This window comes from Bradyrhizobium sp. AUGA SZCCT0222 (assembly GCF_018130205.1).
Lineage (GTDB): Bacteria > Pseudomonadota > Alphaproteobacteria > Rhizobiales > Xanthobacteraceae > Bradyrhizobium.
Genome location: NZ_JAFCLX010000003.1, coordinates 81,267 through 95,157, shown reverse-complemented (window position 1 = coordinate 95,157; position 13,891 = coordinate 81,267). Strand labels below are relative to the sequence as shown.

The window sequence follows — 13,891 nt, the reverse complement described above, 5'->3', positions numbered from 1 at the left end:
GTGCCGTTGCGCTGCCCCGGCGTCCCCTCAATCCACCATTTTGCGGTTCCTTGCTAGCCTTGTTGCCATATGCTCCATTAACCGTCTCTGGCGCTTCCATGCCGGAATTCCGCCCTCCGGCGCCCGCCGGGTCCATGCCGGAGCTCTCATGAGCCTTTCTGAACCGTCCGCCGCCACGGACCTGTCGTCCGATTCCCGGAACCGGATGGTTCTGGTGGTCTACACCGCAGCGATCTTCGTCAGCGCGCTGCTGCTGTTCTCGGTGCAGCCGCTGTTCACCAAGATGGTGCTGCCGCGGCTCGGCGGCTCGCCGGCGGTGTGGTCGGTGGCGATGGTGTTCTTTCAGTCGCTGCTGCTCGGCGGCTATGCCTATGCGCATTTCCTGATGCAGATCCGCAACCGCGCCGTCCCCGTGGTCGTGCATCTGGTGCTGCTCGTCGTTGCCATGCTGACGCTGCCGCTGTCGATCTCGAGCGGCTGGGGCGAGCCGCCGAATTCGGGCTATGCGGTCTGGCTGCTGGGTCTGTTCGCGGTATCGATCGGGCTGCCGTTCTTCGCGCTCGCCGCCAACAACCCGCTGCTGCAGGCCTGGTTCGTCCGCACCGGCCATCCCAGCGGGCCCGATCCTTACTTTCTCTATGCGTCCTCGAACATCGGCAGTTTCCTGGCGCTGTTGTCCTATCCGGTGCTGCTGGAGCCGATGTTTACGCTCCGTGCGCAAAACCTGATCTGGACCGGCGGCTATGGCCTGCTGATCGTGCTGATCGCAAGCTGCGCAATATTGCTGCTGCGTTCGCCGGCCAATGCGGCTGACCTGAACATGCCGGCCGACGATGCGGATGCGCCGGCGCCGTCATGGACGACGCGCGCGCGCTGGATTTTCCTGGCGGCGGTGCCGTCGGGTCTGCTGATCGCGGTGACCGCGCATATCTCCACCGACGTCGCCGCGGCACCCCTGTTATGGGTGCTGCCGCTGTCGCTGTATCTGTTGACCTGGGTGCTGGTGTTCCAGTCGCGGCCGCTGCTGCCGCACAAATGGATGTTGCTGGCGCAGCCGCTGGCGATCGCCGGCGTCGTCGTGCTGCTGGCCTTCGGTGGCGAGCAGAATTTGCTGCTGACGCTCGGCGGGCATCAATTGTGTTTCTTCGTCATCGCGATGGCCTGCCATGGCGAACTGGCGCGGACGCGGCCGGCCGCCAAATATCTCACCGGCTTCTATGTCGCGCTGTCGTTCGGCGGCATGGTCGGCGGCCTCTTCGCGGGCCTGATCGCCCCCTTCACCTTTTCCTGGATCGCCGAATATCCGATCCTGCTGGCGCTGGCGGCACTGTGCCGGCCGACGGGTAACGAACGGTTGCCGCGCTGGAGCGATTGGTACTGGCCGTTCCTCGCCGTGCTGGCGGTGGCGCTGATCGCACCGTCCTGGTCACCAGGCAAGGTCATGCACTGGCTCGACGATCACCGCGTCTGGATGATCGGCGCGGTCGGCGTGCTCTCGGCATTGCTGGCACTTGGGCTGAACGCCAGCCGCTGGAAGATCTTTGCAACCGTGGTGGTGGCGCTGGTGCTGCTGCGCGCCTACCCTTCCGACGACGGGCGGGTGGAGACCGTGCGCAGCTTCTTCGGCGTCCACAAGATCGTGGTGACGTCGAACGGCCAGTATCATGTGCTGATGCACGGCACCACGATCCACGGCGCCGAAAAATTCAAGAACGATGACGGCACGCCAGTGACCGGTCGGCCCGAGCCGATCACCTACTACCACAAGGATGGCGGCATCGGGCAGGCGATCACGGCGGTGCGGGAGCGGAAAGGGGCCGCGCTGCGGGTTGCGGTGATCGGGCTTGGCTCGGGCACGCTGACCTGCGCCTCGTTGCCGGGCGAGGACTGGAAGTTCTTCGAGATCGACCAGACGATGGTCGATACCGCGCGCGATCCGAAATATTTCACCTATATCAGCAAGTGCGAGCCGGACCTGAAGCCGGTGATCGGCGATGCGCGGCTGACCTTCGCGCGCGAACCGAATGGTGTCTACGACCTGATCATCGTCGACGCCTATTCGTCGGATGCGATTCCGATTCATCTGGCGACCGAAGAGGCGATGGAGATCTACAAGGAAAAGCTCGCGCCGCAGGGTGTGGTCGCGATGCACGTTTCCAACCGGCATCTGGAGCTGTCCAGCGTCGTGGTCGGCATTGCCGACGCCAACGACATGAAGAGTTGGGTCTACAGCGAGGATTCCGGCCGCGACAGTGAGTACATCTTCTCGACCTCGGTGGTGGTGTCGGCGCGGCACGAGGCGGATGTCGGCGCGCTCGCGTCTTCGGACAAATGGGCCGAGACCGAAGCCGAAGACCACCAGCGGGTCTGGACCGACGATTACTCCAACGTGCTGGGGGCCGTTTGGCGCCGGATGCGCGACGGCGACCAATAGGCCCATTGCGATAATTCGTTGCAGGTTTATGGTTCGGCGCGCTTTCCAAACGAACGGAATTTCGCCATGGCCAATTTCACCCCTGTGTCGGCCGCGATCGGCGGCGCGCTGATCGGCCTTTCCGCCGTGCTGCTGATGCTGCTGACCGGCCGGATCGCCGGCATCAGCGGCATCTTTGCGGGGCTCCTGAATATCAGGAGCGAAGACAAGGCCTGGCGCATCGCCTTCATCGCGGGGCTGATGCTGATTCCCGTTGTCGCCGGATGGATCGGCTACGGCATGGCGCCGCCCAAGCTGCCGGCCAGCTGGGCCGTCATCGTGGCGGCGGGGCTAATGGTTGGTTTCGGCACGCGGCTCGGCGGCGGCTGTACCTCCGGTCACGGCATTTGCGGGATTGGACGGCTGTCGGTGCGCTCGATCGCGGCGACCATCGTCTTTATGGTGACGGCGGTTATCACCGTGGCCGTCACCCGCCACGTGCTGGGAGGCTGAGCCATGGGCATCATATCGCGGATCATCGCGCCGTTGTTGTGTGGCCTGATCTTCGGAACCGGCCTGCTCGTCTCGGGAATGATGCAGCCGACCAAAGTGCTCGCATTCCTCGATATCTTTGGCGCGTGGGATCCAAGCCTCGCCGTGGTGATGGCGGCGGCATTGGCTGTCGCCACTCCGGGCTTCATGCTGGCAAGGCAGCGCGCGCGGCCGGTGCTGGCCGGGCAGTATTTCTGGCCGCGCAAATCCGACATCGATGCGCCGATGGTGCTGGGCGCAGGACTGTTCGGTGTAGGGTGGGGTCTCGTTGGATTGTGCCCGGGACCGGCGCTGGAGAGCCTGGCGACGCTGTCGCCGGGCGTGGTTGTCTTCGTCGTGGCGATGGCGAGCGGGATGATTCTGCACGACAAATGGCAGGCGTCGCGGCCGCCGTTGCAACGACAAGTCTCGATCAATCCTGGTAGGTGAACAGCCCGCGCCGCTGGTAATAGGGCTGCGGCTGCTGCTGGTAGTAATAGCCCTGCGGCGCCGGCGCATAGCCGCGGTTGTCATAATATTGCGGCTGCGGCTGCGGATAGGCCTGTGCGCCGTAGAGGCGGCGGTCGCGCGGCGCCGGATAACGCGCCTCGCTGGAACTGCCGTCGGCCGGATAGATGTAGCCGTCCTCGGCGCGACCCTGCGGCGCCATGCCGGCCTGCGGCGTGATCACGACGGGGTCGCCAGCCGCGTTGGATTGCTGTTCATATTGCTGCGCCGGAGCGCGGCGCGCGACGGCGTTGGTGCGCGTCCGCGGATTGCGCGCCATTGCGACCTGCGATGAGCCGGTCAGCGTCACCGTGGTGTTGAGCACGCCTTGCTCCTGCACCAGCGCGTAGAGCTTCGCGGCGTTGTCGCGCGACAGCCGCACGCAGCCATGCGACGCCGGGGAGCCGAGCCGGTTGACGGAATCGGTGCCGTGAATGGCGTGGCCGACCTTCGTGAAGAAGATCGAGTGCGGCATCGGCGCTTCGTCGAATTCCTTGGAATAGTGGTCGGCTTCCATGCGGAAGGCGCGGAAGCTGCCGTTCGGCGTCTCATACGAGGGAAGTCCGCTCGACACCGGCCAGCGATAGCGCTCGACGCCGTCGACGGCGACGGTCATCTGCTGGCTGTCCTTGTCGACGGTGATGGCGACTTTGGCCTGCGCGGCGCTGGCGGTGAACAGCATCAGGCCGGTGACGGCAATGAGGAACGAACGCATTTTACCTTTGGCCTCCAGGCCATTTTACCAAAGCGCCATGAATGCAGGCGCCGCAGCTCTCCGTCCCCCGGCATCCAATATGCCCGGAATCCGGTCGCTGTTCCAGCGGCCTGCGTGAGGCATCGTTAATGCGTCCCGCGGCGCAAACAAGGCGGTGAGGGGGCTGAATCAGGCTGATAGGGTTGACTTTTTCGCGAGCGGTGGCAATCGGCATGGGCATTTTAGGTGTTACCGGTGACTACCGTCATTGCGAGGAGCGTAGCGACGAAGCAATCCATCCATCCGTTATGCCGCGCTATGGATTGCTTCGCTGCGCTCGCAATGACGGGCGAAAAGCATTAATTCTTGAGCCGATACCCCGTCCTGAAGATCCACCACACCAGGCCCATGCACACCGCCAGGAAGCCGAGCGTCATGCCGAGGCTTAAGCCGACGCTGACGTCGGCGATTTCGTAAAAGCTCCAGCGGAAACCGGAGATCAGATAGACCACCGGATTGAGCAGCGTGATGGTGCGCCAGCCCGAGGGAAGCATGCTCACCGAATAGAAGCTGCCGCCGAGGAAGGTCAGCGGCGTCACCACCAGCATCGGGATCATCTGCAGTTTTTCGAAACCGTCGGCCCAGATGCCGATGATGAAGCCGAACAGGCTGAAGGTCACCGCCGTCAGCACCAGGAAGGTCAGCATCCACCAGGGATGCATGATGTGCAGCGGCACGAACAGCGCGGCGGTGGCGAGGATGATCAGGCCGAGGATGATCGATTTGGTGGCGGCGGCGCCGACATAGCCCAGCACGATCTCGAAATACGACACCGGCGCCGACAGCAGTTCATAGATCGTGCCGACGAATTTCGGGAAGTAGATGCCGAACGAGGCGTTGGCGATGCTCTGCGTCAGGACCGACAGCATCACCAGCCCCGGCACGATGAAGGTGCCGTAGCTGACGCCGTCGACCTCGGTGATGCGCGAGCCGATCGCGGCGCCGAACACCACGAAATACAGCGAGGTGGACACGACCGGCGAGACGATGCTCTGCAGCAGCGTACGCCAGGTGCGAGCCATTTCGAACAGGTAGATGGCCTGAACCGCGCGCCAGTTCATGGTGCCCTCACCAGGCTGACGAAGATGTCTTCGAGCGACGATTGCGTGGTGTCGAGGTCGGAGATGCGGATGCCGGCGTTGCGGAGTTCGCTCAAGAGACTGGTGATGCCGGTGCGATCGCCCTTGGTGTCGTAATTATAGGTTATCTCGCGGCCGTCCTCGGACAGTTCGAGATGGTAGGCGGCAAGCGCCTCGGGGATCGCCTCGACCTTGCTCTGCAGATACAGCTTGAGATGCTTCTTGCCGAGTTTTTGCATCAGACCGGCCTTGTCCTCGACCAGGATGATCTCGCCTTTGTTAATGACGCCGATGCGGTCGGCCATCTCTTCGGCCTCTTCGATGTAATGCGTGGTCAGGATGATGGTGACGCCGGCGACCTGGAGTGCGCGCACCACTTCCCACATGCCCTTGCGCAGTTCGACGTCGACACCCGCGGTCGGCTCGTCGAGGAACAGGATCTGCGGTTCATGCGACAGCGCCTTCGCAATCATGACGCGGCGCTTCATGCCGCCGGACAGCGTGATGATCTTTGAGTCCTTCTTGTCCCACAGCGACAGGTCCTTCAGCACCTTTTCGATATGGGCCGGATTCTTCGGTTTGCCGAACAGGCCTCGGCTGAAGCTGACGGTCGCCCACACGGTTTCAAAGGAGTCGGTGTGCAGTTCCTGCGGCACCAGCCCGATCAGCGAGCGCGCGGCGCGGTAATCCTTGTTGATGTCGTGGCCGTCGACGGTGACGCGGCCTTGGCTCAAGTTCGCGATGCCGCAGATGATTGATATCAGCGTGGTCTTGCCGGCGCCGTTCGGTCCCAGCAGCGCGAAAATCTCGCCGCGGCGGATATCCAGATTGATGCCGTTCAGCGCTTTGAAACCCGAACCATAGGTCTTGGACAGGTTGGCGACGGAAATGATTGGGGACATGGAGAGCATGGTCGCAGTCTGATCTGAAATTGTGGCAACTGAGATGGCGCAGCGCTGCGGCCGCGTTAGCGCGGGCGGGGGCAGCGGGAACTTTCAGATAGGAATGCGCGGGCCGCTTCGCAATCGGCGAATGGAATTATAATCTGTTGCTACTGCTTTTTCTTGGCCGGCTTTTTCGCAGTCGCGCCTTTTGCCGCCGCGGCCGGCTCGGTCTGCTCGGGCACCTTCGCCAGCGTCATGATCTGCGTCTGCGCATTGACGGGTCCATTGGGACGGGCGGGATCAAGCAGTTGCTCCTCGCCCAGTCCGACCGACTGCAGCCGCTTCGCCGATATCTTGAAGGTGTTGACCAGGATGTCGCGGATCGCGTCGGCGCGGCGCTGGCTGAGGAAGACGTTGTGGTCGCGCCTGCCGGTCGATTCGACATGGCCGACGATCAGGAACGTGTAGTTCAGCAGTGCGGAGTTGACCAGCGTATCGGCCAGCCGTCCGATGGTCTGATAGGATTCCGGCCGCACGATCGGGGTGTCGGTGTCGAACTGGATGTCGACATTGAAGCTCGGCAGCTTGTTCAGTTCGGGCGCGATCGGCGGCCTTTTGTTCGGCGGCGGCTCGTTCTTGCCCCGTTGTTTCGAGCGCTCGAGGACCTGCTGGCGCAGCGCGGGGATATCCAGCTCCAGCGGTGTTTCCAGCCCGCTGAGCTTGGTTGCGACGTCGTCCTGCGCCCGGTAGCCGACATCGGCGATGGACTTGGTGCATCTCGCGCTCACGGTCGGCAGCGCCAGCAGGCAAGCCAGGGATTTGAACACCTCACGTCCCTTGCCGCCGCACTTCTTGACCACTTCGAACTCGCATTCCCGCCCGACGGTGGCGCGCGCCGCGATGCGTTTCTGGATCGCATCGAACGCCTGGGGATAATCGGTCTTGCACGCCGCCGACATCACGTCCTGGTTGCGGTAGAGACACTCCTTCAGGCGGGTGGAGTCGATATTGACGCCGCGGCAATTGGCGGTGATGTCGGGGGCGCAGCTCTTGCCGAGAATGGCGGCCCCCTCGCCAAAGCTGATGGTCTGCGCCGACGCCAGTGACGGCGCCGTGAGCGCAAGGATCAGCAGGATGGATTTGCCCCGGAACATGGTTGCATCTCAACCGATGAATCCGCCGTTGGTCAAGGGCTTGGGCGAACAGAATGCCGTTCTGTCATATTGTCCGTTGTTCATGGTCCCTCCCTTCGCTCGGCAAGCCGGCTCGCCGTGGTCCCGGCTGGAATATCGGGGCCGGCAGGTCGAGCCCGACCGACCAGGCGTCTGTGTGATTCGGACTCGAATATCGAACGGCGAGGGGATGTGAATCCGCATTCTTGCGGCGCGCCCAGGTCCGGATTGGTCTTCGCAGGCAAGGGTAGGAGTGGTGCGTCTCCGTACGGTTCTGTCGTCCCCCGCGCATGCGGGGGATCCAGTACGCCGCGGCTTATCCGCGTCATTGCGAGCCACCGGGTCGCGCGAATGCGCGCCCGATGACAGGCTCCGCGAAGCAATCCACGTCTCGGCATAACAGATGCATGGATTGCTTCGCTGCGCTCGCAATGACGGAGGATACACGCTCGCCTTCTCGCGGCGCAATGCGCCCGAGGTTTGCAATTAACGTTCGCCCCCAAAATTCAGAGGGCGCAGGGAATGCCGGATGCGCGCTGCACCCGCGGTCTCGCGTGCGGTTAGCACAAAAATGCTGCACACGAGCATACAGGGCAGCGGAGGCAATCCGACATTCCCTGCGCAATGGCTTTACGGCTTATATCGCGCTCTCCCCGGAGACGAGTTCTTGGTTGACTCCGTCGCTGCCGTTCAGCTCTCGCCTACCGACTGCTTGACGCCTGCAACGGGCGCCAGGACCACACGGTTTTGCCGTACGCTTAATCCACGCCGTCGTCAGACGTGAACCATGCGTCCACCGCGACCCGCCCCTCGTTGTGACGATGGCCAACGCCCCTCTGAGTGGGACGGGATGGGCAGAATGTGCCGGTGATTTGGGTCGAAGGAAAGGGGAATATTTTTGATTTTCGGAAATTTAGGGCTTGACATGACTTCCGAAAACCAGAACTGATTTGCCCGTCGGGTTACTTTGTCGCAGCCGCCGTATGGAAATCGCTATTGCGTACGGGGCGACTCAGTTCGCGGAGCGTAGGTGAGTTAGGGCTTGAATCCAAAAATTCAGCGTGGTCCACGGATGGCCGCTTTGCTGCGCATTCCGGACTCAAGTCGGGCATCGCGTGAGAGTTGGCGCGCGATGCGCTCAGCCCGGCGCTCAAGCCGTATCTGCTGCAGATGGCGCGGACGTGTGCCGGTCAGGTTGATCGGCTCGAAACCAAGCATTGAACAAGGACGGGTCGGCGTCTTCGCTGCAGTCCTGTCAGCTCGGTCGCTCTTGATGCACGCTGCTCATTGACGTCGTCTGCCTGTATAAAATTGACCACCTCGTCGCCGAATAGCTTCCCTGGCCGTTGGAACCTACTTGCAGACAGGAACGTTCCTTGTTGGAGCGCCGCGCTTTCATGCTGAAATCGCGCGTGCTTCAATAGGAGTGCACCATGAACATTTTCTATATCATCGGCGTCATCGTCGTCATTCTCGTCGTCGCCAGCTTTCTCGGGCTGCGTTGAACGGGATAGTTGGTGGGCTGCGCGATCATGAGTTCAGGTCGCGAATTCTGAACCCAGGCACGGCGAGCGCATGCGTTGCCCCGGTCGAACTGGCGAGACCCAATCGTCTTTTCGCAACGCCGTAAGCCCAAAGGCATAGACCGGTCGAAAGTGCCGCCAGCATTTTCAATGCCTGATCAGACTTGGAGTGTCGTGCTGTCGTTTTCTGAAGCTGCGGCCGATGCGAAAGCGATGCCGCTGCCAACACTCAAAGAATGTGGACTCTGTATTGCACTGGACGGCGGGCCGCTAGCTCAAGCGACTTAGCGCTTCTTCGGTCACGATCCGCTCAAAATTCTCTTCCTTGCTCTTGACGCGATATCGAAGGCGCCCGTCGGCCTCCACGGGCAGCAGTGCGAGGACCGTATAGACGTTGCTCTGCTCGACGACATCGCGGCCCTGCGGTCCGTCAACCTGGCGGAAGACATCGTCGTCGATATGATAAGCGTGTTGCATCATGTGCCTCGATTGCGAGAGTAGGCCGCAGCTTCGGATTTTCCTGCTGCTCAACGGATTTTGAATCGGCTGGGGACGATGCTGCAGCATCTATTCAGCGTGCGGGTTACCAAGGTTGCCGGATTTCTCCGCCCGACCTCGCCATAACTCTATGGCCGTAGTCCACGCTGCCCAGCCGAAATGTCGAAGCATGAATCTGGTCTGATTGCTCGAAACCAACAGGCCGTAATGGGTAAGGTTCCCGGAACTTCCTCGCGCATGCGGTTGTTGAGCGGCGATTCCGTTGACAATGGTTGCGGTGCGGTTGGCACGGAATGGCGGATTATGTCTTCCGCCTTCGCTCTTTGAGCCATGGCGGACAGTTCGGCTCAATCCGTCCTGCGAGATTTGGCTCAACAGGCTTGATTCCGGTCCTCTCACACGATTAGCTCCCGCCAGACGTTCGGGAAAATCAGATGCCGCGCATTGTTGTCCTCGGTGCTGGCTTCGCGGGGCTCTGGGCCGCCCTGGGTGCGGCGCGCAAGCGTGACCAGATCGGCGCGCCGGCGGCGGATGTCGAGATACTGGTCGTCGACCGCAACCCCTACCACAACATCAGGGTTCGCAATTACGAGGTCGACATCGGCGAGGCGGCGATACCGCTCGCCGAACTGCTCGACCCGGTCGGCGTCGATCACAGGGTTGCCGAGGTGAGGGCGGTCGATCCCGTCAAGCAGCGCGTGAGCGTCACCACGAATGGCGGCAGCGAGGTCATCGCCTACGATCGGCTGGTGCTGACGCTCGGCAGTCAGCTCGCGCGCCCCGCGATACCGGGGCTGGCGGCCCACGGCTTCGACGTCGACAGTTATGCGGCGGCCGTCCGGCTCGAGGCGCACCTTGCCGCATTGGGCGGGCAGGCGGATGCGGGAGGCCGCGCCACGGTGGTCATCGTCGGCGCGGGTTTTACCGGCATCGAAGTCGCGACCGAGATGCCGGGCAAGCTTGAAAAGGCAGGCCTCACCGGCGAGCGACGCATTATTCTTGTTGATCCCAATGCCGTTATTGGCATGACACTCGGAGAACAAGCGCGCCCGATCGTCAGTGAAGCGCTGGCGGTGCTGGGTGTGGAAACGCGGCTCAACGTTAGAGTCACGGCGATCGATGCGAATACCGTCACGCTGAGCTCCGGCGAAGTCATCCCGACGCGGACGGTGGTGTGGTGCGGCGGGATGCGGGCAAGCCCGGTGGCGCAAACAATTGATGTCGAGCGGGATCGGCTCGGACGCCTCCACGTGGATCAGTTCATGCGCCTCACCGGTGCGACAAACATCTTTGCCGCCGGCGACGTGGCTTCCTGCGTCGTGGACGGCGAACATGCCACCGTGATGTCCTGCCAGTTCGCGAGGCCGATGGGCCGCTTTGCCGGAAACAACGTTGTCGCCGATTTGCTTGGGCAGCCGATGCTTCCGCTCGACATCGATTGGTATGTCACCGTGCTGGACCTCGGAGCCTGGGGCGCGCTGCACACCGTCGGATGGGATCGCCAGCTGCACGCCTCCGGCGCCGTCGCGAAGGCGACCAAGCAGATTATCAATCGGCAGCGAATCTATCCGCCGCGGACCGGTGTACGCGCGGATATTCTCGCTGCCGCCGCGCCGACGGTGCAGAAGCCGCCGCCAACGGCGCGCTAGAGCGGGATGAGTGTTGAAGCGGCTCACCCACACCCTATCGCGTCATCCTGAGGTGCGCGCTCTTGCGCGCCTCGAAGGATGAGAAGCGCCCGTGGCCCATCCTTCGAGGCTCGCTGCGCTCGCACCTCAGGATGACGTGTGCCGATTCGATTCAAGCAAAGCAGACAACCCTCCGCTCACCGCTTTCCTTCGATCGCGATCTCGACCAGATAAGGCCGATTTCCCGCAATGGCGCGTTCCATGACCGCGGCAATGTCGCCGGCCTTTTCGACCCTTGTGCCTTCGACGCCCATGCCGGCCGCCAGATGCACAAAATCGAGATCCGGTCCCGTCAGGTCCATCTGCTGATAGGGATGCTGCGTTCCCGCCTCGAAATTCTGACGCCAGACGTCGACGTTATGTTTGAGGATGCGATACTCCCGGTTTGAAAGAATGACGAACACGATCGCAAGCTTGTGGTGGGCCGCGGTCCACAGCGCCTGAATGCTGTACATCGCCGAGCCGTCGCCGGAGACGGCGACCACCGGGCGATCCGGCATCGCGACCTTCACCCCGATCGCGCCGGAAAATCCCTGACCGATGCCGCCGCCGCGCCCGCCGAAATAATCACCGAAGCCGCGATAATCGAACGACCGCGCCAGGTCGAGACTGGCGGTGATGCTTTCGTCCACGATGACGACATTGTCAGGCAGCCCCCGCCGAAGCTCGGCCGTCACCCGCGCCATCGAGCTCGGCTCGCGATTCCAGGCTTTCTCCAGCCGCGCCCGGTACGCCTCCCGGTCGCGGGCGCTCGACTCGGCCAACGCCTGGTTGCGGCGCTCTGCGGCGAGCCTGAATTCGGCGCTTTGCCGGCTGCTTATGATCTTTGCCAGTGAGGCGATGCTGGCCGCCATGGCGCCGACGATGCCGCCGTCGAGGCGGTGATTGAACGCCAGACGCTCGGGCGATTCCTCGATCTGGACAACAACGGCGCCGTCGGGGAAATGGCTGCCTTCCGCATACCAGATGTCCTCGAAGAACGGACCTCCCAGCAGCAAGACGAGATCGGCATCCGACAAGGCTTTGCGAACCTGCGCGGCGTCGGCCGGGAGCGATTGGCGATAGTTCGGATGCCTGGTCGGAAACGGCGCATGGGCGCGCAACCCTTCGAACCACACCGGCGCGCCGATCGCCTCCGCCAGCGCGACGAGCGCTTGAGAGGCCCCTGATCGGGCGACGTCATCGCCGGCGACGATCGCGGGGCGCTGCGATTTCAGAAGAAGCGAAGCGAGTTCTTCGAGGCCAGCGGGGTCCGGTTGTGGCGAACGCCACAATTTATCGGATGCGATCGCCTCGACATTGGTTTCCTGCTCCAGCACGTCGATCGGAAGCGAGACGAAGACGGGTCCCCTGGGCGCATCGGTCGCGACCTTGAAAGCGCGCCGCAGCACGGGCGCGAGCTCATCCGCACGCTCCACCTGCACGCTCCATTTGGTGACTGGCGCCGCCATGGCGACGAGGTCGTGGCCCAGCACCGGGTTGGCCAGCCGCATGCGCGTATCCTGCTGGCCGGCAGTCACGACGAGCGGCGAATTGGCCTTGAGCGCGCCGTAGATCGCGCCGATGGCATTGCCGAGCCCGGGAGCTACGTGGAGATTGGCAACAGCCGCGCGGCCGGTGGCCTGCGCATGGAAACTCGCCGCGCCGACCGCCACGCCCTCATGGAGGGTCATGACATACTCGATCTGCGGATAGCTCACCAGACTGTCCAGCAACGGCGTTTCTGTCGTCCCGGGATTGCCGAAGATGTGGCTCACGCCGTTCGACACCAGCGAATCCATCACTACACGCCGTCCGCGCATTACTTGCTCCCCTTCAGGCTCGTTTTTTTGGACGATAACACGCAGGCAGCGTCGTGAGAAAGCGGGTTCCTCCTGACGCCTTTCGGGCGTTGGAACAAACCTGGGGCAGGCTGGTTTCGTTTGCTCAATGGGAGAATGCACCGATGAAGCTTTTCTTGACGGCGTTCGCTGCTGCGCTTGCAAGCAGCACTTTCGCGCTTGCTGACACCCCCGTGACACCGGCCGAGGCCGAGAAGATCAAGGCTGTCCTGGAAGGCCTTGGCTGCACGGGCGGCAAGATGGAAAAGGAAACCGAGGCCAGCAGCTATTTTGAAGTCGATGACGCCAAATGCAGGGATGGGCAGTACGACATCAAGCTCGACAAGGACTTCAAGCTGATTGCAATGATCCGCGACTAAGCAGGGCGGGACAGAGCTTTGGTGATTTGCCCGTCGGGTTGAAGTGGCTACGAGGTGACGCCGCCTAAATAGCCATCAAAAAGCTGGCGCCTGTGTCGCAGCCCGCGCATTCGAACGTGCGCAGTTCGATGTGGGAGCTGCTTGGTTCGATGAGGGTCAGCTTCATCGGCTTGCCGCATGTGGCGCACGGCAGCTCCGTGGTTTGGAAATGGGTACAGCTCGGCGGTGGACGCGCGATTTTCATGGTTGCCTCGACCTCGCAAGCCTTGTTCAATCCTCCCGGTCGACGCCGCCAGCTCTGTTCAAGACGTCAAGGGCAGGGTTTGAATTGTCCAAACCGCGTCCTGGTCAGAGCTTACTCTGCTCGACGACATCGCAGCCCTGCGGTCCGTCAACCTGGCGGAAGAAACCGTCATCGATATGATAAACGTGTTCCATCATGTGCCTCGATTGCAAGAATAGGCGCAGCTTCGTATTTTCCTGCTTCTCAACGGATTTTGAATCGGCTGGGGACGATGCTGCAGCACCTATTCAGCGTACGGGTTACCAAGGTTGCCGGATTTCTCCGCCCGACCTCGCCATAACTCTATGGCCGTAGTCCACGCTGCCCAGCCGAAGGTCGAAGAGGGCGTCTGGTCGGAT

Annotated in this window: 12 protein-coding genes; 5 read left to right on the top strand and 7 right to left on the bottom strand. The window is 62.5% G+C overall.

Features of this window, described 5'->3' with window-relative positions; translation table 11 throughout:
• Positions 1-148: 148 nt before the first annotated feature.
• The 3 genes from JQ629_RS03290 to JQ629_RS03280 all read left to right on the top strand — a co-directional run bounded on the left by JQ629_RS03290 (position 149) and on the right by JQ629_RS03280 (position 3,394).
• On the top strand, positions 149-2,434 hold the full coding sequence (locus JQ629_RS03290; protein WP_212411157.1) for a spermidine synthase: 2,286 nt from the start codon (positions 149-151) through the stop codon (positions 2,432-2,434).
• Positions 2,435-2,500: 66 nt separating this feature from the next.
• Entirely contained in the window at positions 2,501-2,926 is a 426-nt protein-coding gene (locus JQ629_RS03285) for a YeeE/YedE family protein (RefSeq protein WP_212411154.1), read from the top strand.
• 3 nt (positions 2,927-2,929) lie between these two features.
• Complete coding sequence (locus JQ629_RS03280) at positions 2,930-3,394, top strand: DUF6691 family protein (RefSeq protein ID WP_212411152.1); 465 nt, start codon at positions 2,930-2,932, stop codon at positions 3,392-3,394.
• Here the strand turns inward: JQ629_RS03280 and JQ629_RS03275 are convergent.
• From JQ629_RS03275 to JQ629_RS03255, 5 genes are all read right to left on the bottom strand, one after another.
• Positions 3,378-4,166: a L,D-transpeptidase gene (locus JQ629_RS03275; RefSeq protein WP_212411150.1), complete on the bottom strand. Its 789-nt coding sequence runs from the start codon at positions 4,164-4,166 to the stop codon at positions 3,378-3,380. The genes JQ629_RS03280 and JQ629_RS03275 overlap by 17 nt on opposite strands.
• Before the next feature lie 338 nt (positions 4,167-4,504).
• A complete protein-coding gene (locus JQ629_RS03270) occupies positions 4,505-5,266 on the bottom strand; it encodes an ABC transporter permease (protein WP_212411148.1) in 762 nt (253 codons plus the stop codon).
• Positions 5,263-6,186: an ABC transporter ATP-binding protein gene (locus JQ629_RS03265; RefSeq protein ID WP_212411146.1), complete on the bottom strand. Its 924-nt coding sequence runs from the start codon at positions 6,184-6,186 to the stop codon at positions 5,263-5,265. Before JQ629_RS03265 ends, JQ629_RS03270 begins: the two co-directional genes overlap by 4 nt.
• Positions 6,187-6,335: 149 nt before the next feature.
• Positions 6,336-6,965, bottom strand: coding sequence for an OmpA family protein (locus JQ629_RS03260; protein WP_249134811.1), 630 nt, complete (start codon positions 6,963-6,965; stop codon positions 6,336-6,338).
• A 2,168-nt stretch (positions 6,966-9,133) separates the two neighbouring features.
• Positions 9,134-9,340, bottom strand: a complete 207-nt coding sequence (locus JQ629_RS03255) for a hypothetical protein (protein WP_212411144.1) — start codon at positions 9,338-9,340, stop codon at positions 9,134-9,136.
• A gap of 455 nt (positions 9,341-9,795) precedes the next feature.
• Between JQ629_RS03255 and JQ629_RS03250 the strand changes: the two genes are divergently transcribed.
• Positions 9,796-11,010, top strand: a complete 1,215-nt coding sequence (locus tag JQ629_RS03250) for an NAD(P)/FAD-dependent oxidoreductase (protein ID WP_212411142.1) — start codon at positions 9,796-9,798, stop codon at positions 11,008-11,010.
• A 176-nt stretch (positions 11,011-11,186) separates the two neighbouring features.
• Here JQ629_RS03250 and JQ629_RS03245 read toward each other — a convergent pair whose 3' ends face one another.
• Complete coding sequence (locus tag JQ629_RS03245; RefSeq protein WP_212411140.1) at positions 11,187-12,851, bottom strand: thiamine pyrophosphate-binding protein; 1,665 nt, start codon at positions 12,849-12,851, stop codon at positions 11,187-11,189.
• A 143-nt stretch (positions 12,852-12,994) separates the two neighbouring features.
• Between JQ629_RS03245 and JQ629_RS03240 the strand changes: the two genes are divergently transcribed.
• Complete coding sequence (locus JQ629_RS03240) at positions 12,995-13,249, top strand: hypothetical protein (RefSeq protein ID WP_212411138.1); 255 nt, start codon at positions 12,995-12,997, stop codon at positions 13,247-13,249.
• 64 nt (positions 13,250-13,313) lie between these two features.
• On the opposite strand, the gene JQ629_RS03235 is transcribed toward JQ629_RS03240, so the two are convergent.
• Positions 13,314-13,493, bottom strand: coding sequence for a hypothetical protein (locus JQ629_RS03235; RefSeq protein WP_212411136.1), 180 nt, complete (start codon positions 13,491-13,493; stop codon positions 13,314-13,316).
• Between the last annotated feature and the right edge of the window lie 398 nt (positions 13,494-13,891).

Excerpts from the sequence above, each read along its gene's own strand:
- JQ629_RS03245 (WP_212411140.1), bottom strand. The coding sequence starts at position 12,851 with ATGCGCGGACGGCGTGTAGTGATGGATTCGCTGGTGTCGAACGGCGTG.
- JQ629_RS03235 (WP_212411136.1), bottom strand. The coding sequence starts at position 13,493 with ATGAAAATCGCGCGTCCACCGCCGAGCTGTACCCATTTCCAAACCACG.
- JQ629_RS03265 (WP_212411146.1), bottom strand. The coding sequence starts at position 6,186 with ATGTCCCCAATCATTTCCGTCGCCAACCTGTCCAAGACCTATGGTTCG.
- JQ629_RS03280 (WP_212411152.1), top strand. The coding sequence starts at position 2,930 with ATGGGCATCATATCGCGGATCATCGCGCCGTTGTTGTGTGGCCTGATC.
- JQ629_RS03240 (WP_212411138.1), top strand. The coding sequence starts at position 12,995 with ATGAAGCTTTTCTTGACGGCGTTCGCTGCTGCGCTTGCAAGCAGCACT.
- JQ629_RS03250 (WP_212411142.1), top strand. The coding sequence starts at position 9,796 with ATGCCGCGCATTGTTGTCCTCGGTGCTGGCTTCGCGGGGCTCTGGGCC.
- JQ629_RS03270 (WP_212411148.1), bottom strand. The coding sequence starts at position 5,266 with ATGAACTGGCGCGCGGTTCAGGCCATCTACCTGTTCGAAATGGCTCGC.
- JQ629_RS03275 (WP_212411150.1), bottom strand. The coding sequence starts at position 4,166 with ATGCGTTCGTTCCTCATTGCCGTCACCGGCCTGATGCTGTTCACCGCC.
- JQ629_RS03255 (WP_212411144.1), bottom strand. The coding sequence starts at position 9,340 with ATGCAACACGCTTATCATATCGACGACGATGTCTTCCGCCAGGTTGAC.
- JQ629_RS03285 (WP_212411154.1), top strand. The coding sequence starts at position 2,501 with ATGGCCAATTTCACCCCTGTGTCGGCCGCGATCGGCGGCGCGCTGATC.
- JQ629_RS03290 (WP_212411157.1), top strand. The coding sequence starts at position 149 with ATGAGCCTTTCTGAACCGTCCGCCGCCACGGACCTGTCGTCCGATTCC.